A 25,105-nucleotide genomic window follows, 5' to 3' on the forward strand; every position below is an offset into this window, starting at 1 on the left:
GTCCGCCGCCCCCTCGCACGGCGGACACGGCACGGGCCGGGGACGTCACCCTCCCCCGAAGGGACGTCCCCGGCCGGCCCCCGGCGCCGGTCTGTGGGTGGTCGTGCGCGGGCGTGGCGGAGCCGTGCGGTCACCGGCACGGCCGGGGCGGTCACCAGTACATGACCGCCGTCTCGCCCGCACCCCACGAGGAGTACAGGCGCACCCGGACGACATAGCGGCGGCCCTTGACGAGACGGGCCCTGATCGTGGCGTTACGGGGTGTTCCTCCGTCGTCCTGACCGGCGAGGAAGCGGGGCTCGCCGCCGCGTTCCTCGAAGACCACGACGACGGCGTCGCTGTCGCCGAAGGTGCCGAGGGTGTACTCGCGGGTCTCCGGCGGGTCCAGGCGGAAGTCGGCCTGTTCGCCCCGGCCGAGGCCGAGCGGTACCGAACGGAACGGCACCAGCGGACCCGGCCGGCGGATGGGCGGGTACCAGCGCAGCGCGAACTCCTTGTCGGCGGCGGAGAGGGTGCCGGGCGGGTGCAGGCCGGCGCGGTAGTGCTCGGGCTCCAGTATCAGGCCGGAAGGGAAGGGATACTCCATGATCGACTGCGGGTCCCAGGCCGGGCCGTTGACCTCGTCGGTGTCGAGCGTGCGCAGGATGTTGTGGAACGTCCGCTCCCGGTTCCAGTGGTTCGGCGGCCCCGCCAGCTCGGCGTAGACGGCCTCGTCGTCCCAGAGGATGCCCGCGTACGGGCTCTGGTGCTCGTGCAGCATGCCGAGGGCGTGCCCGATCTGGTGCAGGGCGGTCGCCCGTTCACCGGGCGCGGTCAGGTCCCAGCCGAAGTTCATGGTGCGGTCCTGCATGCCGGTCCGCAGCGCGTCGCGGCCCACCGCCGACCAGGAGCCGTCGCCCGGCCGGAAGCCGATGCGCAGTTCGGCCTCCGAGGGGTCGCCGGTCTCGGCGAGGACGAGCCCGGTCCCGAGATCCTGCCACTCCCGGAAGCAGTCGCGCACCACGGCCCGCTGCTCCTCCGTGCCGGACCACGCCCCCCGCCGCGGCCGGCCCGTGCCCCGCAGGGGGACCACCGAGGTGTCGGTGTCGTCGCCGAGGAAGCAGTAGTGCAGCACCGTGCCGTTGACCCACATCCGCCGCCCGCCCGTGAGCGCGGCGTGCCGCTCGACGGCCAGCCCCGGCGGATACGCGGGGGCTGGCTGCCGCGCGAGCGAGCAGTAGCGTGCGGTCATGGCCCCAGCCTGCCGTGCGGCCGGGCCGGGCACCTGAGTCGAGGGCTACTCAAGTCCCCCTGTATCAGGACTGAGTAGGCCGACTCCTGTTTCCGTGACGACTGTGACGATGCCGACGACACCAGTGACGCCGCCTGTGACGACCGTGTCGACGGCCGCGCGGGACGCGAAGACGCTTCAGCCGCCCTGGCCGTTCACCGGCCGCGCCGACGAACTGGCGCTGGTGCGCCGGTCCCTGGCCGCCGGACGGGGCGGCATCGTGGTGACGGGACCGGCGGGCTGCGGCAAGACCCGGCTCGCCGCCGAGGCCGTCCACGGCACCGACTGCGCCCGCGCCGCCGGCACACCCGGAGCCCACGGCATCCCCTTCGCCGCCTTCGCCCACCTGCTGCCCGACACCGTCACGCTGCACCGCGCCGTGCACCTCCTGTCGGGCGTGCGGCTCCTGCTGGTCGACGACGCGCATCTGCTCGACGACGCCTCCGCCGCCCTCGTGCACCAGCTCGCCGTGCAGGGCCGCACCCGGCTCCTGGTCGTCGCCACCGAGGGTGCCCCGGTGCCGGACGCCGTGTCCCGGCTGTGGACCGGCGAACTGCTGCCCCGGCTCACCCTGGAGCCCATGGCCCGCGAGGAGACCGCGGACCTGCTCACGGCCGGCGCGGGCACCGCCCTGGACCGGCTCACCGCGGACCGGCTGCACCGCCTGTGCCGGGGAGACCTGCGGCTGCTGCGCGAACTGCTCACCGCGGTACGCGAACGCGGGCTGCTGACCGCCGTACCGGGCACGGACGAACGGGCCTGGCGCGGCCCGGTGCCCCTCACCCCGGCCGTGCGCGAACGCGCCGTCCGCCTCCTCGACCGCGCCCGTCCCGAGGAACGCGAGACACTCGACCGTCTCGCCTTCGCGGAGCCCCTCTCCCTCGACCCGGACACCCTCGACCTGCGCACCCTGGAGTGCCTGGAGGCGGAGGGCCTGGTCCGTGTCGACGACGACGGCGCCGCCCGCCTCGCCGACGCCCTGCACGGGCCCGTCCTGCGCGCCGCGGCCGGCCGGCTGCGGGCCCGGCGGCTCGCCCGCACCCCGTACCGGTGCGGGCCCGCCCTGGCAGCGGAGACGGACGCCCTGAACCGGCGGATCGAGCGGGCCGACGTACGGGACCACCCCGCGCCCGTGGGGGAGTGGCTGGTGGCGGAGGGCTCGCCGGTCCCGGCCGGGGACGCGGCGGTGCGCGCCCGGTTCGCCCGGCTGCGCGGCCGGCTGCGGGAGGCGGCCGCGTGGGCCCGCGAGGGGCTGCGGCAGGGCGGGGGCCATCCGGGGTGCCTGGCCGAACTCGCCCTGACGGCCGCCCAGTCGGGCGACGTGTGCCCGCCGCCGGGTCCGCACGGCGGACGGTCACAGGGCCGAGACGGCCGATGCGACCGTCCCGGGCGGGACGGGGGTGTGGCCGCGTGGACGGCTGCCGCACGCGGCGACCTCGACGGGGCCCTTCGCGCGGTCGACACCGGCGATCCCTACGACGCCGTCCGGCTCGGCGCCCCCGAACGCGCCGCCGGCCTGCTGACCGGCGTCTTCGCCGCCCACGCCGACGCCCTCGCCCGCGGCGACGGGCCCGCACTGGACGGGGTGGCCGGGGAACTGGAGCGGCGCGGCTTCCTGCTCTTCGCCGCCGAGGCGCACGCCCAGGCGGCACGCGCCCACCGAGATCCGCGGGCCGCCCGCACCGCCCGCACCCGCGCCGTCGCCCTCGCCCGCCGCTGCGAGGGCGCCCGGACCCCGGCCCTGTCCGGTCTGGTGCTCGGCGAACTCACCGCCCGGCAACGGCAGATCGTCACGCTCGCCGCGGCGGGACTGAGCAACCGTCAGATCGCCGAGCGGCTCACCCTCTCCGTCCGCACCGTCGGCAACCACCTCTACAGCGCCTACACCCGCCTCGGCGCCGGCGACCGAGGAGCCCTGCACTGGCTGGTGGACCTGCCCACGGCCCAGCCCGCCTGACCAGATCCGGCCCGCCTGACCTCGCCTCAAGCGGCGCCGAACGCCGAGAAGGCCCACCCCGTGGCCTGGTGCACCGCGTCGCCCGGCAGCGCGGCCCGCGCGTCGCGCAGCGCCTCCGCCAGGGACAGCCCCGCGTCCAGCCCCTTGTGCAGCGCGAGCATCAGCGGCACCACCGCCGCGTCGTTGACCGGCGCGCTGCACGCCACCACCCCGGCCGTGCCCAGCGGCAGCAGCGCGGTGACCAGCCCGAGCAGCTCGTCCGCGCCCACCGAGGCGAACCGGGCGGTGTCGCAGCAGGACAGGATGATCCGGTACGGGCTGCGGTCCAGCCGCTCCAGGTCGTGCACGATGAGCGGGCCGTCGGCCATCCGCAGCGAGGAGAACAGCGGACTGTCCGCACGGAACGTGCCGTGCGCGGCGATGTGCGCGAGCGCGGCTCCGTCCAGTTCCCGCAGCACCCGCGGCACCCGCGCCTCATCGCCCTCCAGGACCACCTGGCCCCCGTGCCCGTCCCCGCCCCGTGCCCCCGGCACGTCACCGTGCCCGCCGTCCGACGCGGCGGTCGGTCGCGCGTGCGGCCCCTCGCCCGCCGCCGCGGTCCCCGGCCCGGCCCGACCGCCCCGGACGTCCCGCCCCCCGCGCTCCCGGGGCGCCCCCGCGCTCCCGTACCCGCCGTCGGCTTCCCCGCCCACCGTCCGCCCCGCGAGCTCCGTCACCTCCGCGCCGCCGGTCGCCAGGCCCGGCCCGCGGACCAGCACCCGGCGGCCTCCGGGCGGCGGTGTCGTCTCGTGGGCGCGCAGCCAGCTGGTCGCCGACGGCGACACGCTCAGCACCCGCTCCCGCAGCGCGGGAAGCAGCGCCCACGGCACCCGGTGCAGCCGCCCCGGCGGCACGATCACGACCGGTCCGGTGCCCAGATGGGCCGCAGCGGGACCGAGCAGCAGTTCCTCCAGCCGCACCCCCGCAGCCTCCACCACCGGCAGCCGCGCCTCCGCCCCCGGATGGGCGAGCCGCCGCAGCCCCGCCTGGACGTGCTCGGCCTCCCGCTCCGCCTCCGCCAGCAGCCCCGCCTCGAACCGCCGCACCCGGCCCCGCCCGCACAGCAGTACGTGCACCCGTCCGTCCAGCACGGCCAGCTCCACCAGCCGCACGCCGTCCCCGAGCCGGCGCAGCAGCCGGTCCACGTCGAACCGGTCGCCGTCCCCGGACGCCTCGCCCCGCATGTGCAGGGTGCGGGAGCGGATCTCCCGTTCCAGGCGCCGCTGTTCACGCTCCAGTACGGGCACGGGCCGGCCCCCGTCCAGCCGGGCCTCCTCCGCACGGGCGGCGATCTCCCGGAACGCCGTCATACCGCTCAGCAGCGCCGGGTCGGCCGGCGGCCGGGTGGGCGGCGCCGTGAGCACGGTCGCCCGCCACCGCTCGCTCCACACCAGCAGCCGCCGCGGCCCGCCCGAGGCCAGGCTCGCCCGCTGCGCCAGCGCCGCCAGCTCCGCGCCCTGCGCCGTGGCCCGGGCCCGCAGCTCCGAGGCGCCCAGCGTCATCCGGTGGTCGTCCAGCACGTCGAGGCCCCGCCGGCAGGCCTCCAGCACGCCCCGCGTCGAGCCGGCCGCCCGGGCGCGCAGGGCCTGCGCCGCCCAGCCCGTCATCCGCGCCAGCGGCGGCCCGCTGCGCCGGCTGCGCGCGGCGACCGCCAGATGCCGTTCCGCGTCCGCCGTCCAGCCCAGCTCCAGCGCGATCCGGCCCGCCAGCAGCGAGGCCTCCGGCGCGGCCGGCGCCCCGAACCCCGCCAGCCGCTCGGCCACCTGCGCCGCGTCCGCGACCAGCCGGCCCGAGGCACGCCCCGCAGCGACCCGCGCCTCGATCAGCACGAGCCGCGCGTGCGTCTCGTACCAGGTGCGCCGCTGCGCGGCGAAGAGCCGCGCCGCGAGCGCCGCGCGGGCGATCGCGGTCCGTGCGTCGTCCGCCAGCCGGGCCGCCCGCGCGGCCACCAGCAGCAGCTCCGCCTTGCGCGTTGACTGCCCGCCGATGCCGTCCAGCGCGGCGATCGCCGCGTCCGCCTCGGCCAGCGCCTCCCGGGCCAGCCCCGCCGCCAGCAGCACCTCGCAGCGCCGGATGGTCAGCATGAACGTCGGCGTGCCCAGCTCGGCGTACCGCTCCTCCGCCTCGTCCAGCAGCCGCAGCGCCGCCGGCACGTCACCGGACCGGAACGCCGCGAGGCCCCGGCTCTCCACCGCGTCGGCCTTGTCGTGCTCCTGGCCGGTCGTGTCCCACAGCGCCTCCGCCGCCGCGAAGTCCGCCTCCGCCCGCTCCACCGAGCCCAGCGCCAGATGCACGGTCGCCCGCAGCGTCAGCGCCCGCGCCGTCCAGATCACGTCGTCCGCCTGCCGCAGCACCGGGATCGCCCGGCGGACGTCCTCGAGCGCCTCGCCGTGCCGGCCCAGCACCCACCACACGTACGCCCGCCGGAACAGCACCCGCGCCCTGGTGTGCCCGGTGCCGCGCGCGACCCCCTGCTCGAACGCCGCGAGACCGTCCCGGGTGCGCCCGGCGTGCACCAGCGCCACCCCGAGCGTGGCCAGCACGTCCGCCTCCCGCTCCGCCGAGTCCGCCCGCGCCGCCAGATCGCGGGCCCGCCGCAGATGGGCCAGGGCGCGCCGCATGTCGCCGAAGTCCCGCTGCCAGATGCCGATCACCTGGTGGGCGACGGAGGCGTGCAGCGGCGAGGGATCGGCGTCGAGCACCGCTCCCGCCCGCTCCACGGCCTCGTTGGGAGCGGCGAACACCATCGGCAGCAGGTGGAGAACCGAGTCGTTTCCCGCTGTCACCCCACGGATGGTAGTGGTCCGCAACCACGTCCCACAGGTTCGAGTCTGTATCAATCGACCGCCCCCGGACTCTGATTGACGACCACCGGCGGCCGCCCCGGCCGTCGGCGCCGTCGCCACGACAGCCGCCTCAGTGGAGGACCCGCATGGCACCACAGCGTTTCCGCGAGCAGTTCGACCAGATCCAGCGCTCGATGCCCGGCGTCCCGCTGGCGATGGGACCGGACGACTCCGCCGAGTTCTTCTACGAGAAGGGCGTCGTCCTCGCCCGCGACGGCGAGGAGGCCCGCCTGGTCGAGGACACCGTCCGCGAGCACTTCACCGCGATGTCCGGCCTCACCCCCGACCACGTGCGCCGGGCGAGCCCCGAGACCAACCGCACCGGCATCACCCGCATCCAGGTCGGCGACCCCGGCGAGGGCGCCCGGGACGGCGATCCCCTCGTGGCCCACGCCCTGCGCTCGCTCAGGACGGTGGAGGGCCGCGCGGGCCGCCGGCTGATCAGCCGCAACCACGTCGTCTCCATCGCCGTCAACGCCTGCCCCGGCGACGAGCCCGTCCCCGTCCCGCTCACCGAACCGCCCAACCCGGCCGCCGCCGCGACGCCGTACGACGCCGGGACCGCCGTCGGCGTCCTGGTCGTCGACACCGGCCTCATGAACGACTACCGCTCCTACCCGCTGCTCGCCCACACCGACGGCGACGCACAGGTCAAGGAGTGCGACGACGACGGCGTCCTGTGCCAGTACGTCGGCCACGGCACGTTCATCGCCGGCCTGCTCGCCGCCGTCGCGCCCAACACCGACGTGACCGTGCGCGGCACCCTCAACGACGCCGGGGCGATCCTGGAGTCCGAGTTCGGCGAGAAGCTGTTCGAGGCCGTCGACCGGGGCGGCTGGCCCGACATCCTCAGCCTCTCCGCCGGCACCTCCAACGGCCGCACCGACGGCCTGCTCGGCCTCCAGGCCTTCATGGAGGAACTGCGCGGCCGGCGCACCCTGCTGGTCGCCGCCGCCGGCAACAACGCCAGCGCGACGCCCTTCTGGCCCGCCGCCTACGCCGACCTGCCCGGCTGGGAGCATGCCGTCCTGTCGGTGGGCGCACTGCGCGCCGACGGCGAGTTCGGCGCCTGCTTCAGCAACCACGGCGGCTGGGTCAAGGCCTACGCCCCCGGCGAGCGCCTCACCAGCGCCCTCACCGGCTTCGGCACGCCCGTGCCGTACGTCTACCAGCACTCCACCTACGACGCCTGCCGGTTCGGCTTCGGCTACGCCTGCACCTGCCAGTACCCCCGGCACCACGGGGTGCTCAGCGAGCCGGGCGAGGCGCCGGCCAAGCCGGACCAGGTGATGTTCGAAGGGCACGCGCAGTGGAGCGGCACCTCCTTCGCGACCCCCGTGGCCGCCGGACTGATCGCCTCCCACATGACCGAGCACAAGGAGACGGACCCCCGCGCGGCCCGCCGACAACTGCTCGCCGCCACCACCGAGTTCGCCGAAGTGCGCGGCGCGCACGTACCGGCGCTGCTGCCGCCCACCTGGCGCCCGGGCTCCGTCGCACCACCGGCCGCGGGACAGTGAGCGGCGCCATGCCGGCCGGAACGGCCCCCTGCGCGGCGTACGATGACGAGTCGTACACGAGGGGTGGGGCCGGTGGACCGTGCAGATGTCGGGGCGCTCGTCAGGTCGGCCGCCGACGGGGACGCGGCGGCCTGGAAGTCACTGGTGGACGGGCTGGGCCCGCTCGTGTGGTCGGTCGCCCGGGCGCACGGCCTGTCCGACGCCGACGCGCACGAGGTGTACCAGACCGCCTGGTTCCGCTTCGCCCAGCACCTGGGTCGGATCCGCGAACCGGAGAAGACCGGCTCGTGGCTGGCGAGCACCGCGCGCCACGAGTGCCTGAAGCTGCTCAAGGCCTCGAAGCGCTGGACGCCGACCGACGATCCGCAGCTGCTGGACCGGCCGAGCGAGGACCGAACGCCCGAGGAGTCGGTGCTCGACTCCGAGGAGGCCGCCGCGCAGACCGAGCGCGTGCGGCGGCTGTGGCAGGAGTTCGAGGAACTGGGGGAACGCTGCCGCCAGTTGCTGCGGGTGCTGATCTCCTCGCCACCGCCCAGTTATCAGGAGGTGTCCGCCGCGCTGGGAATCGCGGTGGGCAGCATCGGGCCGATGCGCCAGCGCTGTCTGCGCCGGCTGCGGGCCCGGCTCGAGGCACGGGGGACGACATGAGCGACACGTACGACGACTTCGGGGACGAGTGTCCCGGGGAGACCTTCACCGACGGGGAGCCGGCCGCCGGGCTGCTGGAGGAGGAACTGCGGCAGGCCGCCGCGATCCTGGACCCGGTCCCGGCCGGGCTGCGGCGGATCGCCGTCGACGCCTACGCGCTGCACGACCTGGAGGCGCGCGTCGCCGAGCTGACCTTCGACTCGCTGACGGACGCCGTCCCGGTACGGGGCGAGGGGGACCCGCCGCGGATGCTGACCTTCCGCGCGGACGACCTGACCGTCGACGTGGAGGTGACCCCCGAGGGTCTGTTCGGACAGGTGCTCCCGCCGGCCCCGGCCAGGATCGAGGTGCTCGCCGGCCCGCTGGCCCACGCCCGGCTCACGGCCGACGACATGGGCCGCTTCACCGGCGACGCCCCGCCCGCCGGCCCGTTCGCCCTGCGGCTGCGGACCGGCGGCCAGGTGGTCGTCACGGAGTGGCTGCGCGCCTGACGCCCGCGGAGGGCCGGCCGGTCAGACCGACACGGCGTCGACGAGCGCCGCCAGCGACGCCGCGAGGCGGGACAGGCCGGGGCCGGCCGGGCCGCCCGGCTCCGTCATGTAGGTGTCCCGGCGGATCTCCACCATCAGCGCGCCGACCTCGCCCCGCTTCCCGTAGAAGTCCAGCGGCACGTACGTCCCGCCGAACGGGCTGTCCAGTCCGGTCCCCCCGCACGGCGCGAACGCCTCACGGGCGGCGGCGAGCAGCCCGGGCGGCGTGTGGAAGCCGTCGGTGCCCAGGCAGACCGGCGGACGCGGGCCCTCGCCGTGCAGCTCGTAGGGCAGCGGCTCGCTGGGGTATGAGTGCACGTCGACGATCACGGCCCGTCCGGTGGCGGCGAGCCGGCCGGCGACCGCCTCGGTCATCGCCCGCGCGTACGGCCGGAAGTACCGCTCGAGCAGCGGTTCCGGGTCGGTGCCGGCGGCCCGCAGGACCTCCCGGTGCGTGGTCCGCGTGTACACGGCGCCCATGCCCACGGCCGTCATCTCCTCCCGGTCGTCCGGGAACCGCTCCGGGTCGACCACCAGCCGCGACGCCCGGTTCACGAACCGCCAGGGCGTGACCCCGGCCAGCCGAGCCGCGGCCTCGGCGATCTCGGCGGTGTGCGCGTCGGTGATGTGGTCCAGCTCGCGTTCCAGTGCCGCGTCGTCGAGGACGATGCCGGGGCGGACGTCGGCCGGTATCTCCCGCGAGGAGTGCGGCACGTGCAGGATCACGGGGGAGTGCGCGGCACCGGGCAGCAGCGCGAAGGTCTGCGGGGCGTCGGTCATGGGCTGCTCCGGGGTGGGTCGGGGAGAGGAGCCGGGCGGCGGCGAAGAGACGGGCACCCCGCCTCCGGCGTACGGAGACGGGGTGCCCGGGAGCCCTGCGGGGCCGGGAGGATCAGGCGAGGGACGCCAGCGCCTCGTTCCAGGTGGCCGACGGGCGCATGACCTCGGCGGCCTTGGCCGGGTCGGGCTGGTAGTAGCCGCCGATGTCGGCCGGCTTGCCCTGCACGGCGTTCAGCTCGTCCACGATCTTCTGCTCGGCTGCGGCCAGCGTCTCGGCGAGCGGGGCGAAGGCCTTGGCCAGGTCCGCGTCCTCGGTCTGCGCGGCCAGCTCCTGCGCCCAGTACAGGGACAGGTAGAAGTGGCTGCCGCGGTTGTCGATGCCGCCGACGCGACGGGTCGGGGACTTGTCCTCGTTGAGGAAGGTCGCCGTGGCGCGGTCGAGGGTGTCGGCGAGGACCTTGGCGCCGCCGTTGCCGGTGGCCGCGGCGTACTGCTCCAGGGACGGCACCAGGGCGAAGAACTCACCCAGGGAGTCCCAGCGCAGGTAGTTCTCCTTGACCAGCTGCTGGACGTGCTTCGGCGCGGAGCCGCCGGCGCCGGTCTCGAACAGGCCGCCGCCCGCCATCAGCGGGACGACCGACAGCATCTTGGCGCTGGTGCCCAGCTCCAGGATCGGGAACAGGTCGGTCAGGTAGTCGCGCAGCACGTTGCCGGTGACGGAGATGGTGTTCTCGCCGCGGCGGATGCGCTCCACCGACAGCTTGGTCGCCTCGACGGGGGACAGGATCTTGATGTCCAGGCCCTCGGTGTCGTGCTCCGGGAGGTACTGCTCGACCTTGGCGATCAGGTTGGCGTCGTGGGCGCGGCCCTCGTCCAGCCAGAAGACGGCCGGGTCGCCGGTGGCGCGGGCGCGGGTGACGGCCAGCTTCACCCAGTCGCGGATCGGGGCGTCCTTGGTCTGGCAGGCGCGGAAGATGTCGCCGGCGGAGACCGTCTGCTCCAGGACCGCGGTGCCGTTCTGGTCGACCAGGCGGACCGTGCCCGTGGTGGGGATCTCGAAGGTCTTGTCGTGGCTGCCGTACTCCTCGGCCTTCTGCGCCATGAGGCCGACGTTCGGGACGGAGCCCATCGTCGACGGGTCGTAGGCGCCGTTGGCGCGGCAGTCCTCGATGACGGCCTGGTACACGCCGGCGTAGGAGGAGTCCGGGAGCACGGCGAGCGTGTCGTGCTCCTGGCCGTCCGCGCCCCACATGTGGCCGGAGGTGCGGATCATGGCCGGCATCGAGGCGTCGACGATGACGTCCGAGGGCACGTGCAGGTTGGTGATGCCCTTGTCGGAGTCGACCATGGCCAGCTCCGGGCCCTCGGCCAGCTCGGCGTCGAAGGACGCCTTGATCTCGGCGCCCTCGGGCAGGGACTCCAGGCCCTTGTAGATGCCGCCCAGGCCGTCGTTCGGGGTGAGGCCGGCCTTGGCGAGGACGTCGCCGTACTGCGCGAACGTCTTCGGGAAGAAGGCGCGGACCACGTGACCGAAGATGATCGGGTCGGAGACCTTCATCATCGTGGCCTTCAGGTGCACCGAGAACAGCACGCCCTCGGCCTTGGCGCGGGCCACCTGCGCGGTGAGGAACTCGCGCAGCGCGGCGACGCGCAGCACGGAGGCGTCGACGACCTCGTCCTTCTTCACCGGTACGGACTCGCGCAGCACCGTGGTGGTGCCGTCGTCGCCGACCAGCTCGATCCGCAGCGCGCCGTCCTCGGCGATCACCACGGACTTCTCCGTGGAGCGGAAGTCGTTCTCGCCCATGGTCGCGACGTTGGTCCTGGACTCGGGGGTCCAGGCGCCCATGCGGTGCGGGTGGGTCTTGGCGTAGTTCTTCACCGAGGCCGGGGCGCGGCGGTCGGAGTTGCCCTCGCGCAGGACCGGGTTGACCGCGGAGCCCTTGACCTTGTCGTAGCGGGCGCGGATGTCGCGCTCCTCGTCGGTCTTCGGGTCGTCCGGGTAGGCCGGCAGCGCGTAGCCCTGGCCCTGCAGCTCGGCGATCGCGGCCTTGAGCTGGGGGATGGACGCCGAGATGTTCGGCAGCTTGATGATGTTGGCGGCGGGCGTCTTGGCCAGCTCGCCCAGCTCGGCGAGGGCGTCCGGGATGCGCTGGTCCTCGGTGAGGTACTCCGGGAACAGGGCGATGATCCGGCCGGCCAGCGAGATGTCCCGGGTCTCCACGGAGACACCCGCCTGGGAGGCGTACGCCCGGACCACCGGCAGGAACGAGTACGTCGCCAGGGCCGGGGCCTCGTCAGTGTGTGTATAGATGATGGTCGAGTCAGTCACCGGGTGCTCCGCTCCACGTCTGCAACATTGCTCGACATCAAGATATCTCGTGATCGCCCTCGGCTCGACAGGGGTCGCGCGGACAATCCGGCCGGCCGGCCGTGCGGGACCCCTGCCGGGCGAGTGACGGTTCAGGCGGACGGCACGGTGTCCTCGCCCGCCCGCTGCTGCGGGATCACCACGGTCCCCTGCTGGAGCGCGACCGTCCGGGCGGGCGCCGGGATGCGGATGCCCTCCTCGCGGTAGCGCTTGTGCAGACGCTTGATGAACTCGTGCTTGATCCGGTACTGGTCGCTGAACTCGCCGACGCCGAGGATCACGGTGAACCCGATCCGCGAGTCGCCGAAGGTGTGGAACCGCACGGCGGGCTCGTGCTCGGGGACGGCGCCGGTGATCTCCGTCATCACCTCGGCGACGACCTCGATCGTGATCCGTTCCACATGCTCCAGGTCGCTGTCGTAGGCGACGCCGGCCTGCACCAGGATGGTCAGCTGCTGCTCCGGGCGCATGAAGTTGGTCATGTTCGTCTTGGCGAGCTGCCCGTTCGGGATCACGACCAGGTTGTTGGAGAGCGCGCGGACGGTGGTCTGCCGCCAGTTGATGTCCTCGACGTAGCCCTCCTCGCCGCTGCTGAGCCGGATGTAGTCGCCCGGCTGGACGGTCTTCGAGGCGAGGATGTGGATGCCCGCGAACAGGTTGGCGAGCGTGTCCTGCAGCGCCAGCGCGACCGCGAGGCCGCCCACGCCGAGGGCGGTGAGCATCGGCGCGATGGAGATGCCCAGCGTCTGCAGCACCACCAGGAACCCGATCGCCAGCACCAGGACCCGGGTGATGTTCACGAAGATCGTCGCCGACCCGGCCACGCCGGAACGGGACGTCGTCACCGTCCGGACCAGGCCGGCGATCACCCGGGCCGCCGACACCGTCACGACGAAGATCAGCAGGACGGTCAGCACCTGGTTGACGTTGTGCTGCACGGTCCGGGTCAGCGGCAGCGCCGCCGCCGCTCCCGCCACGCCGCCCGCGACCGCCGCCCACGGCACGACCGTGCGCAGCGCGTCCACGATCACGTCGTCGCCGCCCCAGCGGGTGCGCTCCGCGTGCCGGCCCAGCCAGCGCAGCAGCATGCGCAGCAGGAACGCCCCCAGCAGACCGGCCGCCAGCGCGATGCCGGCGGGCACCAGATGGTCCATGGTGAGGTCCTCGGTCATCCGTCACCTCCGAGGGGCACGGCAGCGGCGGAGCCGCTCGCGGACGGGCGGATGTGCTTACTCGTCACCTGTCACCTGCTCGATTCTCCGATGTGCGAACGCACCGGCCCGCAAGGGAGTTCGACCGGTGCGGGCTCATACTGCCGTATCCCGCAGGGCCGTTCGCACCACCGGGCCGCGGGGCCGCCCGGGCGCAGGACACGGTGGCGGCTCGGCGGCACGCCCGGGACCCGTCGGCCCGCGCCCGCCCCTCACGAGGGCCCGGCCCTCCCATGAGGGCCCCGTCCGTCAGAGCACCTTCGTGCGCACCAGCACCGCCAGGGTCAGCGCCCCCGGCAGCAGCGGCAGCCACACGGTGACGACGCGGAAGGCGAGGACCACCGCCGTCGACACGGCCGCCGGGCCGCCCGCCGCCACCAGGGCCACGACGAGCGCCGTCTCCACCGAGCCGAAGCCGCCCGGCGTGGGCACCAGCGCGACCGCCACCGTCGCCGCCAGGTACGCCTGCGCCACGTGCCCGGCCGGCACCCCGAGCCCCAGCGCCCGGCCTACCAGGACCAGCACGGTCGCCTGCAACGCGGGGAAGGCCAGCGCGCCGCCCCACAGCGCGAGCGCCCGCGCCGGGCGGGCGTGCACCGAGCGGGCCTCACCGAGTGCCGTCCGCAGGAAGGAGGCCACCGCCGTCCGCAGCCGCCGCACCAGCACCAGCGCACCCGCCGCCGCGACCGGCACCGCCCCCGCGGCGACCAGCAGCGGACCCACGGCGCCCTCGGGCAGCAACGCGCCCGGCCGCAGCGCGCCGGGGAACGCCAGCAGCAGCCCGCCCAGCAGGGCCAGCCGCCCGGCGCTCTCCGCCAGCAGATACAGGGCGAGGGCGGCGGAGGAACGGGCCAGGGGCAGCCCGCGCACCGTCATGAACCGCAGGTTGACCGCGCTCGCGCCCAGCCCCGTCGGCAGCAGATGGTTGGCCGCGCCCGCCGCGAACTGGGTGGCGAGCAGCCGTCCCCACGGCAGCCGCTCCACCACGGCACCCTGCCGGGTACACGCGGCGGCCACCCAGGTCAGACACGTCACACCGCCCGCCGCCAGCAGCCAGGGCCCCTCGGCGCCGGCGAGCCGGCCGAGACCCTCGGCGAGCACCGGCCGGTGCCGCACCGCCACCACGGCGACCAGCAGCAGCGGCAGGACACAGACGAGCCGCCGCACCAGGCGGCCACGACCGGCCGGACGGACACGACGGGCCGGGCCCGTCGCGGGAACACCGCCGGACAGCGGGGTCCGGGGAGTCTGAGGAAGGCGCACCGCGGTCACACCACAGGACATTCCCCCAGCCGCGCCAACCACGGATGACCGACGCGCGGACACGGGCTTACGGACCGCGGACACGCCGTCCTTGACCTCAAGGAAGCTTGAGGTCCTACCGTTCCCGGCATGAGCATGGAGACCACCGCCTGGACCCAGCTGCACAGCGTGCTGAACGCCGAGCAGGAACGCCGCCCCCTCGCCCGCGCCACCCTGCGCCGCATCGGAGCCTTCGCCCGCCCGCACCGCCGCCGCATCGGCTGGTTCGTGCTGCTCGGGGTGGCGACCGCACTCCTCGCCGTCGCCACCCCCGTGCTGGCCGGCAAGGTCGTGAACGCCATCGTGACCGGCGGCGACGAGGGCACGGTCGTGCGCCTGGCCCTGCTGATCGCGGTGATCGCGGTCGCGGAGGCGGCGCTCGGCATCCTCTCCCGCAGGCTCTCGGCGACGCTCGGGGAGGGACTCATCCTCGATCTGCGGACGGCTGTCTTCGATCATGTGCAGCGCATGCCGGTCGCGTTCTTCACACGCACTCGTACGGGAGCGCTCGTCTCCCGGCTCAACAACGACGTCATCGGCGCCCAGCGCGCCTTCAGCAACACCCTGTCCGGCGTCGTCAGCAATCTGGTCACCCTGCTGCTGACCCTCGCCGTCATGCTCACGCTGTCCTGGCAGATCACGCTGATCGCGCTGGTCCTGCTGCCGGTGTTCGTGCTCCCCGCCCGTCGCATGGGCCGCCGCATGGCCCGGATGCAGCGCGAGGCCGCCACCCTGAACGCCGCGATGGGCACCCGGATGACCGAGCGCTTCTCCGCGCCCGGAGCCACCCTGATCAAGCTCTTCGGCCGCCCGGAGGAGGAGTCCGCCGAATTCGCCGACCGTGCCCGCCGCGTCGCCGACATCGGTGTGCGCACCGCCACCGCCCAGGCGGCGTTCATCACCGCGCTCACCCTGGTCTCCGCCCTGGCCCTGGCCGTCGTCTACGGCCTCGGCGGCTACTTCGCCCTGCGCGGCACCCTGGACCCGGGCGCCGTCGTCGCCCTGGCCCTGCTGCTCACCCGCCTGTACGCGCCGCTCACCGCGCTGGCCGGGGCCCGCGTCGAGGTGATGAGCGCCCTCGTCAGCTTCGAGCGGGTCTTCGAGGTGCTGGACCTGACCCCGCTCATCGCCGAGAAGCCCGACGCCCGCCCCGTCCCCGACGGCCCCGTCGCCGTCGAGTTCGACGACGTCCGCTTCGGCTACCCGTCCGCCGACAAGGTCTCCCTCGCCTCCCTCGAAGAGGTCGCCTCCCTGGACACCCGCGGCGGCGACGAGGTCCTGCACGGCCTCTCCTTCCGCGCCGAACCGGGCCAGACCGTCGCGCTCGTCGGCTCCTCCGGCGCCGGCAAGTCGACCATCGCCCAGCTGCTGCCGCGCCTGTACGACACCGACGCCGGCGCCGTCCGCATCGGCGGCGTCGACGTCCGCGACCTCACCGCCCGCTCGCTGCGCGACACCCTCGGCATGGTCACCCAGGACGGCCACCTCTTCCACGACACCGTCCGCGCCAACCTGCTGCTGGCCCGCCCCGGGGCCGGCGACGCCGAGCTGTGGGACGCCCTGCGCCGCGCCCGCCTGGACGACCTCGTACGGTCCCTGCCCGACGGCCTGGACACGGTGGTCGGCGAGCGCGGCTACCGCCTGTCCGGCGGCGAACGCCAGCGCATGACCATCGCCCGGCTGCTGCTGGCCCGCCAGCGCGTCGTCATCCTCGACGAGGCCACCGCCCACCTCGACAACACCTCCGAAGCGGCCGTCCAGGAGGCCCTCACCGAGGCCCTGGAGGGCAGGACGGCCATCGTGATCGCCCACCGGCTGTCCACGGTCCGGGCGGCCGACCAGATCCTGGTCGTGGAGGCGGGCCGGATCGTCGAACGCGGCACCCACGACGAACTCCTCGCAGCCGACGGCCGCTACGCCCAGCTGCACCGTACCCAGTTCGCCCGCCGGACGGTCGAGAAGGCGGCGTAGAAGGCGCCGCGGGGGTCCACCGGCCGCAGGGCGGTGCCGGACCTGTCCCCGGGATCGGCACCGGCCGCGGGCCTACGCCGGACCGGGCCCCCCGAGCCGCGCCGGCAGGTCCTGCTCGGCCCAGACGACCTTCCCGCCGGGCGTGCGGCACGAACCCCAGCGCCGGCACAGCATGTTGATCAGCTGGAGCCCGCGCCCGCTCTCGTCGCTCACGTCGGCGTGCTGGATCTGCGGCAGGTCGGGCCCGGAGTCGGACACCTCGACCGAAAGCCGCTCGTTCCGCAGCAGCCGCAGCTCACCGGGTGCGTTCCCGTAGCGCAGGGCGTTGCCGACCAGCTCGCTGACCACCAGCTCCGTCGTGTCGACCAGGTCCTCGAGCCCCCACTTCTCCAGCTGCTCCCGCACCGCAGTGCGGGCCTGCCCCGCGGCCGTACCGTCGGGCGGCAGCGCCCGCACGTACACGTCGCCCTCGGGACCGAGCGGGCGCGCGGCCGCCACCAGCACGATCGTGTCGTCCGTCCGGTCACCGTCGAGCAGCTCGGTGAGCGCCTCGCACAGCGTGCCGTCCGCGGGGACGGCGTCGCCGGCCGCCCGGCGCAGCCGCTCCATCTGCGTGTCGAGACCGGCGGTGCGCGACCTGATCAGCCCGTCCGTGTACAGCGTCAGGCGCCCCTGACCGGGCAAGGGGCAGTCGATCGGGTCGTAGGGGATCACCCCGGCCCCCAGCGGCGCCCCGGCCGGCACGTACAGGTACGACGTCCTGCCGTCCGGCGTGGTCAGCAGGGGCGGCGGGTGACCGGCGCTGGCGATGCGGAAGGTGCCGTCGTACGGGTCGTGGACCGCGCACAGACAGGTGGCGACCTGGTCCTCCTCCAGGTCGCGGGCGGCCAGGTCCAGCCGGGCCAGCAGCCGCTCGGGCGCGATGTCCAGGGCCATCAGGGTGCGGGCCACCGTGCGCAGCCGGCCCATGGTCGCGGCGGCGGCCAGCCCGCGCCCCATCACGTCGCCCACCATCAGCGCCGTCCGGCCGCTGGGCAGCGCGACGACGTCGAACCAGTCGCCGCCCACCGCCGCCGGATCACCGGCGGGGACGTAGCAGGAGGACACGTCGAGACCGGGCGTGCTCGGGCTGGTCCGGGGCAGCAGGGCCCGCTGCAGGGTGACCACGTGCTCGCGCTCGCGCCCGTACAGCCGGGCGTTGTCGATGTACAGGGCGGCCTTGGACGCCAGCTCCATGGCCAGCGCGACGTCGGCGCGGGTGAACGGGGCCCGGCTGCCGGTCCGGATGAAGTCGACCAGCCCCAGCAGCACCCCGCGGGCGATCAGCGGCACCGCCAGATACGAATGCACCCGCGCCCGGCGCATGAGGTCGGCCGCCTCGGCGCTGGGGGCCACGGCGGCGTGGTCGGCCCGCGTCATCCGGGTCAGCAGCACCGGCTTGCGAGAGGTCAGACAGGTCTGCCCCAGCCGGTCGGGGGTGTGCACGGACAGCTCGCCCACCGGGTCCGGCGCGAGATGCAGCCCGTCGATCTGCGACACCGCCATGGCCCTCAGCTCGAGCGCGCCCGGCCCCCGGGAGCGGTCGCCCTCCTGGAACCGCAGCACCGAGTCCAGCAGGTCCACCGCGCACCCGTCCGCCAGCTCGGGCACCGTGAAGCGGGCCAGTTCCCTCGCCGTGTCCTGGAGATCGAGCGTGGTGCCGATGCGGGTCCCCGCCTCGTTCAGCCAGGCCAGCCGGCGGCGTGCGCCCAGCGCCTCGGTGACCGGACGCAGCGCGGCCCGCAGCGTGCGGTGCCCGCCGGCGAAAGGGCCCGGAGGCCGTCGCGCTCCACGCCGCCGCAGTCGTTCCCGCACGCGTCGCCTCCTCCCACGGCCTCCTGGATCCGATTCTGCCCCTCCTACCGCCCATCGCGCCTGTCCGGCCGGGGAAAAGCCCCGCCCCGAACCGAGGGCAGGACCGGCCCGCGGCCGGCGGAGCGGGGCCACCGAGTGAGACGCGCCACGGTCACGGGCCTCTGCACGGGCGACCGCGGCGGGTAGGTTCCTACGGCTGCGCCCACCGGGAAAGGGGCCGCTGGACACCCACCGCACGCGGACATCCGTACATCCCCTCCGAGGAGAGAGCACGAGACATGTCTTCACGTGAATCCGCGCACCACCCACCCCAGCACACGGCGAACCGTCCACAGCGCATAGGCGTGGTCGCCGAGTCCGAGCCCGGGGAGACCCGCGTCGCGGCGACCCCCACGACCGTCCGGGGCCTGCTCGCCCTCGGCTACGAGGTCGTGGTGGAGCCGGGGGCGGGCGAGGCCTCCGGCTTCGGCGACCGCTCCTATCGCGAGGCCGGCGCCGAGACCGGGGAGGCCTGGACCGCGGACGTCGTCCTGAAGGTGACCGCCCCGACCGACGAGGAGGTCGCCCGGCTGCGGCCCGGCGCCACCCTGGCCGCCCTGCTGGCCCCGGCCCAGAACCCCGGGCTGCTGCGGGCGCTCGCCGGCGCCGGGGCGACCGCGCTCGCGCTGGACGCCGTGCCGCGCATCTCCCGGGCGCAGTCGATGGACGTGCTGTCGTCGATGGCGAACATCGCCGGGTACCGGGCGGTCATCGAGGCCGCCCACGCCTTCGGCCGCTTCTTCACCGGCCAGGTCACCGCGGCGGGCAAGGTGCCGCCGGCGAAGGTGCTCGTCGCCGGCGCGGGCGTGGCCGGTCTGGCGGCGATCGGCGCCGCGTCCAGCCTCGGCGCGATCGTCCGCGCCACCGACCCGCGGCCCGAGGTCGCGGACCAGGTGAAGTCCCTCGGCGGCGAGTACCTCCCGGTGGACGTCGCCCAGGAGGCGAGCACCGACGGGTACGCCAGGGCGACCACCGCCGACTACGACCGTGCCGCCGCCGAGCTCTACCACGAGCAGGCGCGGGACGTGGACGTCGTGATCACCACCGCGCTGATCCCGGGCCGGCCGGCGCCGCGCCTGCTGACGGCCGAGGACGTGGCCGCCATGAAGCCGGGCAGCGTCGTCGTCGACATGGCCGCCGCCCAGGGCGGCAACGTCGAGGGCACCGTGCCGGGGCGCACGGTGGTCACCGACAACGGGGTCACCCTCATCGGCCACACCGACCTCGCCTCCCGGCTGCCCGCCCAGGCGTCACAGCTGTTCGGCACCAACCTGCTGAACCTGCTGAAGCTGCTCACGCCCGGCAGGGACGGCCGGCCGGCGATCGACTTCGACGACGTCGTGCAGCGCGCCGTGACCGTCGTACGGGACGGGGAGATCACCTGGCCGCCCCCGCCCGTCGCGGTCTCGGCGGCGCCGCCCCCGGAGCCGGCGCGGCCCGGCACCGAACCCGCCCCGCCCGGCCCCGGGCGAACGAGGGCGACGCCCGCGGTGCGCCTGGGCGCGCTCGGCGCCGGCATGCTCGCGCTGTTCCTCCTGGTGGCCTTCGCCCCGGCCCAGCTCGCCGAGAACCTCACCGTGTTCGCCCTGGCCGTGGTGATCGGCTACTACGTCATCGGCAAGGTCCACCACGCGTTGCACACCCCGCTGATGTCGGTGACCAACGCGATCTCCGGAATCGTCGTGATCGGCGCCCTGCTCCAGATCGGGCACGAGAGCAGGATCGTCACCGCGCTGTCCTTCGCGGCGATCCTGCTGGCGAGCGTCAACATCTTCGGAGGCTTCGCCGTCACCCGCCGCATGCTGTCCATGTTCTCGAAAGGCTGATCCCGGATGACCTCCCTGACGGCCTCCCACGCGGCCGACCTGGTCGCCGCCCTGCTGTTCATCCTCAGCCTGGCCGGCCTGTCCCAGCACCGCACCTCGCGCGCCGGCGTCGTCCAGGGCATCGCCGGCATGGCCCTCGCCCTGGTCGCCACGGTCGTGGTGGCGGCGCGGGACATCAGCGCCGGGGCGGTGGCCCTGATCGTGCTGGCGACGGCGCTCGGTGCCGCCGCCGGCCTGTGGCGGGCCCGCCGCGTCGAGATGACGCAGATGCCCGAACTCATCGCCGTACTGCACAGCTTCGTCGGCCTCGCCGCCGTCCTGGTCGGCTGGAACAGCTACCTGGAGGTGGAGGCGCACGGCGCGGCGCAGACCCGGATCGCGGCCGACCTGCTGGGCATCCACCACGCCGAGGTGTTCATCGGCATCTTCATCGGCGCGGTCACCTTCACCGGCTCGATCGTCGCCTTCCTGAAGCTCTCGGCGCGCATCGCGTCCCGTCCGCTGATGCTGCCGGGCAAGAACGCCCTGAACGTCGGCGCCCTCGTCCTCTTCGCCGCGCTGACCGTGTGGTTCACGATCAGCCCCGGACTGCCGCTGATGATCGCGGTGACCGTGCTGGCCCTCGCGCTCGGCTGGCACCTGGTCGCCTCGATCGGCGGCGGCGACATGCCCGTCGTCGTGTCGATGCTGAACAGCTACTCGGGCTGGGCGGCGGCCGCGGCGGGCTTCCTGCTCGACAACAACCTGCTCATCGTCACCGGCGCCCTGGTCGGCTCCTCCGGCGCCTATCTGTCCTACATCATGTGCAAGGCGATGAACCGTTCCTTCCTCTCCGTCATCGCGGGCGGCTTCGGCATCGAGGCGCCGTCCGGCGGCGCGGACGAGCAGGGCGAGCACCGCGAGGTGCGGGCCGCCGAGGCGGCCGAACTGCTCGCCCGGGCCCGCTCGGTGATCATCACCCCCGGGTACGGCATGGCCGTCGCCCAGGCCCAGCACCCGGTCGCGGAACTGACGCGCCGGCTGCGCGAGCGGGGCGTCGAGGTCCGCTTCGCCGTCCACCCCGTCGCGGGACGCCTGCCGGGGCACATGAACGTGCTGCTGGCCGAGGCCAAGGTGCCCTACGACATCGTCCTCGAACTGGACGAGATCAACGACGACTTCGCGGACACCTCCGTCGTCCTCGTCATCGGCGCCAACGACACCGTCAACCCGGCCGCGACCGATGACCCGGCCAGCCCCATCGCGGGCATGCCCGTGCTGCGGGTCTGGGAGGCGGAACACGTCGTCGTCTTCAAGCGCTCCATGGCCTCCGGCTACGCGGGTGTGCAGAACCCGCTGTTCTTCCGCGAGAACAGCGGCATGCTCTTCGGCGACGCCAAGCAGAGCGTCGAGGAGATCCTGCGGGCGCTCGGCACCGGCGACGACGGCCCCCTGGCCGCGGTCCCGCGCCAGGCCACGCCGGCCCGCCGGTGACCCGCGGGCGGCCACCGGCCCGCCCGGTGGCCGCCCTCCCGCCGAACCGCCGAACCGCCGGATCGCCGGCGTGTTAGGCTCACGCGTTTGCGTGGTCGTCGCGGTGGGCGATTCTGCGCGTGCGGTCGCGCCGGTGCGCGGGCCGCCCGATCCCGCCGGGCCTTCCTCGGTACGTTCTCCTGCGGAAGGCTCTTCACGATGCACCCCGACGACTCCGGCACCGCCCACGGCGGCCCCGGCCGGTCCGGCACCACGGCCCCGGCCGTCTCCTTCGCGGGCCTCGGCCTGCCGGCGGAGGTCGTGCGGACGCTGAGCGGACACGGGGTGCGCGAGCCCTTCCCGATCCAGGCCGCCACGCTGCCCGACGCCCTCCAGGGACGCGACGTCCTGGGACGCGGCCGCACCGGCTCCGGCAAGACGCTCGCCTTCGGCCTGCCGCTGCTGACCCGCATCGCCGGCCGGCGCGCCGAACCGAAGGAGCCCCGCGCCCTGATCCTCCTACCCACCCGGGAACTGGCCCAGCAGGTCTCCGAGGCGCTGGCGCCGTACGCCGAGGCGCTGCGGCTGCGGATGGCCACGGTCGTCGGCGGCGTCTCGATCGGCCGGCAGATCACCGCGCTGCGAGAGGGAGCCGAGGTCGTCGTCGCCACCCCGGGACGCCTGCACGACCTGATCGCGCGCAACGCCTGCCGCCTGGGACGGGTGCGGATCACGGTGCTCGACGAGGCCGACCGGATGTGCGATCTGGGATTCCTGCCACAGGTCGTCGACGCGCTCGACCAGGTGCACCCCGACGGCCAGCGGATGCTGTTCTCGGCCACCCTGGACCGCGACGTCGAACAGCTGGTCAGCCGCTATCTGCACGACCCCGTCGTCCACTCGGTCGACCCGTCCGCGGGCGCGGTCGCGACGATGGAGCACCACGTCCTGGTCGTCCACGGGCCCGACCGCTACGCGGTCACCACGGAGATCGCCGCCCGCGACGGCCGCGTGGTGCTCTTCCTCGACACCAGGCACGCCGTGGACCAGCTCACCCGGCATCTGCGGGCGAGCGGCGTGCACGCGGGGGCCCTGCACAGCGGCAAGTCCCAGCCCCAGCGCACGCGGACCCTCGCGCAGTTCAAGGACGGCAAGATCACGGCTCTGGTGGCGACCGACGTCGCGGCCCGCGGCCTGCACGTCGACGACCTCGACCTCGTGGTCAACGTCGACCCGCCCACCGACGCCAAGGACTACGTGCACCGGGCCGGCCGCACCGCCCGCGCCGGCCGGTCCGGCCGAGTGGTCACGCTCGTGACGGCGGGGCAGCGCCGCGAGACGAGCCGCGTGCTGGCCGAGGCCCGCATCGAACCGACCGTCACCAAGGTGCGCTCCGGCGAGGCGGAGCTGAGCCGGATCACCGGCGCCAAGGCTCCCTCCGGCACCCCGCTCGACGGCGGTCCCGCCGCTCCCCGCCCCAAGAACGCCAACGCCCCCTTCCGCGGCCTCGGCACCAGCAAGGACCCCGCCCGAGGCGCCGGCGGCAAGTCCCGCAAGGCCGGTGAGGCCCGCAGGCTCGCCGAGGCCCGCAGGGCCGCCCAGGTGCGGCGCGGCGGCTGAGAGCCCGACCCTGACCGGATCACGCCGACGGCGCCCCGCACCGCGCCCGGCATGACAAGCTGTGCCTGCCCCACCCCACCCCGAACCCAGGAGGTCACCATGACCGCAGAGCCCGCGTCGACGGAAGGTTCGGAGCCGGCCGACGCCGAGACGTCCCCTCTGGCGCCGGACGACGACGGCAACTACGACCTCAAGCGCAAGTTCCGCGAAGCCCTGGCCCGCAAGCGCGGCGCACAGGCGGAGGCCGCCGACCCGGCCGCCAACCCGGACGCGTCGAAGGTCCGCGCGGCGCACGGCCCGGCCGCGAGCCAGCGCTCGTTCCGGCGCAAGAGCGGCGGCTGAGCCGCTCGGCCACCCGGGCTTCCCTCGATGATCTCCTCGACACGTACGGCGTTCGCCCTCCGTGGGAGCAGGGGCGGTGCCGCCGTCGCGGCGGCCGCGCTCCTCGCTCTCGCGGCGGGCTGCGGTTCGCAGGGCACCTCCAGCCGCCCGGCCGACGGCACCGGCATCACCGCCGAGCCGGGCGAGCGCTTCACGCTCACCGTCGACCAGAACGCGTCGACCCGCGAGTACTGGTACCTGGTCGGCCCGGCGCCCGACAGTTCGGTGCTGGTCCCCCGCGGCCGGGACTACGCGCCGGCGTCCGGCGACGAGCCGATGCCGGGCGCCGCCGGCCGGCTCACCTTCACCTTCGAGGCCAAGGGCGAGGGCACCACCCGGTTCACGCTGCTGCACTGCACCTTCAGCACCTGCCGGGGCAACACCGCCACACGGCCCCCCGAGGCGTCCGGTCCCTCCTCCGCCGCCTCCCCGGCCCCCGAGCGCATCACCTACACCGTGACCGTGGGCTGAGCCCGGTCACCGCAGGGGTTCGGGGGCGGCTTCGGACGTGCCGCCCGCGAAGGCGTCCAGGATGCGTTCCGCCGCCAGCGTGGCTGTCAACCCGCCCTCCCTCACCCGTTGTTCGAGCCCCGGCGCGAGCGAGCGGACGGCCGGGTCGGCGTGCAGGCGGCCCAGCAGCTCGTCGTGGACCATGGCCCACACCCAGTCGACCTGCTGGGTGCGCCGCTTCTCGGCGAGGCGCCCGGTGGAGTCCAGCAGCGTGCGGTGCTGCTCCAGGCGTTCCCAGACGGTGTCGAGCCCGGCCGACTCGCGGGCGCTGCAACTGAGCACGGGCGGCGTCCAGAAGGCGTCCTTGCCGTGCATCAGCCGCAGCGCGCCCGCCAGTTCGCGGGCCGCCGCCCGGGCGTCGCGTTCGTGCGGGCCGTCGGCCTTGTTGACGGCGATGACGTCGGCCAGCTCCAGCACGCCCTTCTTGATGCCCTGGAGCTGGTCGCCCGTGCGGGCCAGGGTGAGCAGCAGGAAGGAGTCGACCATGTCGGCGACGGTGGTCTCGGACTGGCCGACACCGACCGTCTCCACCAGCACCACGTCGTAGCCGGCGGCCTCCATCACGATCATCGACTCGCGGGTCGCCTTCGCGACCCCGCCGAGCGTCCCCGCCGTGGGGGAGGGGCGGACGAACGCGGCCGGGTCGACGGCCAGGCGCTCCATGCGGGTCTTGTCGCCGAGGATCGAGCCGCCGGTCCGGCTGGAGGACGGGTCGACGGCGAGGACGGCGACCCGGTGTCCGCGCCCGGTCAGCATGGTGCCGAAGGCGTCGATGAACGTCGACTTGCCCACGCCCGGCACCCCGCTGATCCCGATCCGCCGGGCCGCGCCGCTGTGCGGCAGCAGCTCCGTCAGCAACTGCTGGGCGAGCGCCCGGTGCTGGGGACGGGTGGACTCCACGAGCGTGATCGCACGGGCGACCACCGCGCGCCTGCCGTCCCGGACGCCCTTGACGTACGCGTCGAGTGCGAGAGCCAT

18 protein-coding genes are annotated in these 25,105 nt (G+C 74.7%); 10 read left to right on the forward strand and 8 right to left on the reverse strand.

Annotated elements, in window-relative coordinates; translation table 11 throughout:
- Positions 1–151 precede the first annotated feature (151 nt).
- On the reverse strand, positions 152–1,231 hold the full coding sequence (locus AB0E77_RS12075) for a M12 family metallopeptidase (protein ID WP_361568987.1): 1,080 nt from the start codon (positions 1,229–1,231) through the stop codon (positions 152–154).
- Positions 1,232–1,340: 109 nt separating this feature from the next.
- Here AB0E77_RS12075 and AB0E77_RS12080 point away from each other — a divergent pair, with 109 nt between their 5' ends.
- On the forward strand, positions 1,341–3,227 hold the full coding sequence (locus AB0E77_RS12080; RefSeq protein WP_361568988.1) for a LuxR C-terminal-related transcriptional regulator: 1,887 nt from the start codon (positions 1,341–1,343) through the stop codon (positions 3,225–3,227).
- Positions 3,228–3,253: 26 nt separating this feature from the next.
- Here the strand turns inward: AB0E77_RS12080 and AB0E77_RS12085 are convergent, their stop codons facing one another.
- On the reverse strand, positions 3,254–6,052 hold the full coding sequence (locus AB0E77_RS12085; protein WP_361568990.1) for a CHAT domain-containing protein: 2,799 nt from the start codon (positions 6,050–6,052) through the stop codon (positions 3,254–3,256).
- Positions 6,053–6,198: 146 nt separating this feature from the next.
- Between AB0E77_RS12085 and AB0E77_RS12090 the strand changes: the two genes are divergently transcribed.
- From AB0E77_RS12090 to AB0E77_RS12100, 3 genes are all read left to right on the forward strand, one after another.
- The gene (locus AB0E77_RS12090; protein ID WP_361568991.1) at positions 6,199–7,632 is read left to right on the forward strand and encodes a S8/S53 family peptidase; all 1,434 of its coding nucleotides are present in this window, start codon (positions 6,199–6,201) and stop codon (positions 7,630–7,632) included.
- Positions 7,633–7,704: 72 nt separating this feature from the next.
- Positions 7,705–8,280 (forward strand): sigma-70 family RNA polymerase sigma factor, encoded by a 576-nt coding sequence (locus AB0E77_RS12095; RefSeq protein ID WP_361568992.1) that lies wholly within the window; start codon positions 7,705–7,707, stop codon positions 8,278–8,280.
- Positions 8,277–8,771, forward strand: a complete 495-nt coding sequence (locus AB0E77_RS12100; protein ID WP_361568994.1) for a hypothetical protein — start codon at positions 8,277–8,279, stop codon at positions 8,769–8,771. The genes AB0E77_RS12095 and AB0E77_RS12100 overlap by 4 nt, the downstream gene beginning before the upstream one ends.
- A gap of 21 nt (positions 8,772–8,792) precedes the next feature.
- Here AB0E77_RS12100 and AB0E77_RS12105 read toward each other — a convergent pair whose 3' ends face one another.
- The 4 genes from AB0E77_RS12105 to AB0E77_RS12120 all read right to left on the reverse strand — a co-directional run bounded on the left by AB0E77_RS12105 (position 8,793) and on the right by AB0E77_RS12120 (position 14,435).
- Positions 8,793–9,590: an N-formylglutamate amidohydrolase gene (locus tag AB0E77_RS12105; RefSeq protein ID WP_361568995.1), complete on the reverse strand. Its 798-nt coding sequence runs from the start codon at positions 9,588–9,590 to the stop codon at positions 8,793–8,795.
- 112 nt (positions 9,591–9,702) lie between these two features.
- Positions 9,703–11,922 carry an NADP-dependent isocitrate dehydrogenase gene (locus AB0E77_RS12110; protein ID WP_361568997.1) on the reverse strand — a complete coding sequence of 740 codons (2,220 nt, stop codon included), beginning with the start codon at positions 11,920–11,922 and terminating at the stop codon, positions 9,703–9,705.
- Between the two features lie 131 nt (positions 11,923–12,053).
- Positions 12,054–13,133, reverse strand: coding sequence for a mechanosensitive ion channel family protein (locus AB0E77_RS12115; RefSeq protein ID WP_361568998.1), 1,080 nt, complete (start codon positions 13,131–13,133; stop codon positions 12,054–12,056).
- Between the two features lie 288 nt (positions 13,134–13,421).
- The gene (locus tag AB0E77_RS12120; protein WP_361569000.1) at positions 13,422–14,435 is read right to left on the reverse strand and encodes a lysylphosphatidylglycerol synthase transmembrane domain-containing protein; all 1,014 of its coding nucleotides are present in this window, start codon (positions 14,433–14,435) and stop codon (positions 13,422–13,424) included.
- A 135-nt stretch (positions 14,436–14,570) separates the two neighbouring features.
- Here AB0E77_RS12120 and AB0E77_RS12125 point away from each other — a divergent pair, with 135 nt between their 5' ends.
- Entirely contained in the window at positions 14,571–16,445 is a 1,875-nt protein-coding gene (locus tag AB0E77_RS12125; RefSeq protein WP_361569309.1) for an ABC transporter ATP-binding protein, read from the forward strand.
- A 72-nt stretch (positions 16,446–16,517) separates the two neighbouring features.
- Here the strand turns inward: AB0E77_RS12125 and AB0E77_RS12130 are convergent, their stop codons facing one another.
- The gene (locus AB0E77_RS12130; RefSeq protein ID WP_361569002.1) at positions 16,518–18,299 is read right to left on the reverse strand and encodes a SpoIIE family protein phosphatase; all 1,782 of its coding nucleotides are present in this window, start codon (positions 18,297–18,299) and stop codon (positions 16,518–16,520) included.
- Between the two features lie 278 nt (positions 18,300–18,577).
- Between AB0E77_RS12130 and AB0E77_RS12135 the strand changes: the two genes are divergently transcribed.
- From AB0E77_RS12135 to AB0E77_RS12155, 5 genes are all read left to right on the forward strand, one after another.
- Positions 18,578–20,164 carry a Re/Si-specific NAD(P)(+) transhydrogenase subunit alpha gene (locus tag AB0E77_RS12135; RefSeq protein ID WP_361569004.1) on the forward strand — a complete coding sequence of 529 codons (1,587 nt, stop codon included), beginning with the start codon at positions 18,578–18,580 and terminating at the stop codon, positions 20,162–20,164.
- A gap of 6 nt (positions 20,165–20,170) precedes the next feature.
- Positions 20,171–21,637 (forward strand): Re/Si-specific NAD(P)(+) transhydrogenase subunit beta, encoded by a 1,467-nt coding sequence (gene pntB / locus AB0E77_RS12140; RefSeq protein ID WP_361569005.1) that lies wholly within the window; start codon positions 20,171–20,173, stop codon positions 21,635–21,637.
- Positions 21,638–21,835: 198 nt separating this feature from the next.
- Entirely contained in the window at positions 21,836–23,236 is a 1,401-nt protein-coding gene (locus AB0E77_RS12145) for a DEAD/DEAH box helicase (RefSeq protein WP_361569007.1), read from the forward strand.
- 99 nt (positions 23,237–23,335) lie between these two features.
- Positions 23,336–23,578 carry a DUF5302 domain-containing protein gene (locus AB0E77_RS12150; protein ID WP_361569008.1) on the forward strand — a complete coding sequence of 81 codons (243 nt, stop codon included), beginning with the start codon at positions 23,336–23,338 and terminating at the stop codon, positions 23,576–23,578.
- Between the two features lie 27 nt (positions 23,579–23,605).
- A complete protein-coding gene (locus tag AB0E77_RS12155; protein WP_361569009.1) occupies positions 23,606–24,088 on the forward strand; it encodes a protease inhibitor I42 family protein in 483 nt (160 codons plus the stop codon).
- A 6-nt stretch (positions 24,089–24,094) separates the two neighbouring features.
- Here the strand turns inward: AB0E77_RS12155 and meaB are convergent, their stop codons facing one another.
- Positions 24,095–25,105: a methylmalonyl Co-A mutase-associated GTPase MeaB gene (meaB, locus tag AB0E77_RS12160; RefSeq protein WP_361569010.1), complete on the reverse strand. Its 1,011-nt coding sequence runs from the start codon at positions 25,103–25,105 to the stop codon at positions 24,095–24,097.

Origin of the sequence: Streptomyces sp. NPDC032940 (assembly GCF_040636935.1) — a bacterium.
Taxonomy (GTDB): Bacteria; Actinomycetota; Actinomycetes; order Streptomycetales; family Streptomycetaceae; genus Streptomyces.

Coding starts and splice junctions, on each gene's coding strand:
- AB0E77_RS12075 (WP_361568987.1), bottom strand. CDS start 1,231: ATGACCGCACGCTACTGCTCGCTCGCGCGGCAGCCAGCCCCCGCGTAT.
- AB0E77_RS12080 (WP_361568988.1), top strand. CDS start 1,341: ATGCCGACGACACCAGTGACGCCGCCTGTGACGACCGTGTCGACGGCC.
- AB0E77_RS12090 (WP_361568991.1), top strand. CDS start 6,199: ATGGCACCACAGCGTTTCCGCGAGCAGTTCGACCAGATCCAGCGCTCG.
- AB0E77_RS12100 (WP_361568994.1), top strand. CDS start 8,277: ATGAGCGACACGTACGACGACTTCGGGGACGAGTGTCCCGGGGAGACC.
- AB0E77_RS12105 (WP_361568995.1), bottom strand. CDS start 9,590: ATGACCGACGCCCCGCAGACCTTCGCGCTGCTGCCCGGTGCCGCGCAC.
- AB0E77_RS12115 (WP_361568998.1), bottom strand. CDS start 13,133: ATGACCGAGGACCTCACCATGGACCATCTGGTGCCCGCCGGCATCGCG.
- AB0E77_RS12125 (WP_361569309.1), top strand. CDS start 14,571: ATGGAGACCACCGCCTGGACCCAGCTGCACAGCGTGCTGAACGCCGAG.
- AB0E77_RS12135 (WP_361569004.1), top strand. CDS start 18,578: ATGTCTTCACGTGAATCCGCGCACCACCCACCCCAGCACACGGCGAAC.
- pntB (WP_361569005.1), top strand. CDS start 20,171: ATGACCTCCCTGACGGCCTCCCACGCGGCCGACCTGGTCGCCGCCCTG.
- AB0E77_RS12145 (WP_361569007.1), top strand. CDS start 21,836: ATGCACCCCGACGACTCCGGCACCGCCCACGGCGGCCCCGGCCGGTCC.
- AB0E77_RS12150 (WP_361569008.1), top strand. CDS start 23,336: ATGACCGCAGAGCCCGCGTCGACGGAAGGTTCGGAGCCGGCCGACGCC.
- AB0E77_RS12155 (WP_361569009.1), top strand. CDS start 23,606: ATGATCTCCTCGACACGTACGGCGTTCGCCCTCCGTGGGAGCAGGGGC.
- meaB (WP_361569010.1), bottom strand. CDS start 25,105: ATGGCTCTCGCACTCGACGCGTACGTCAAGGGCGTCCGGGACGGCAGG.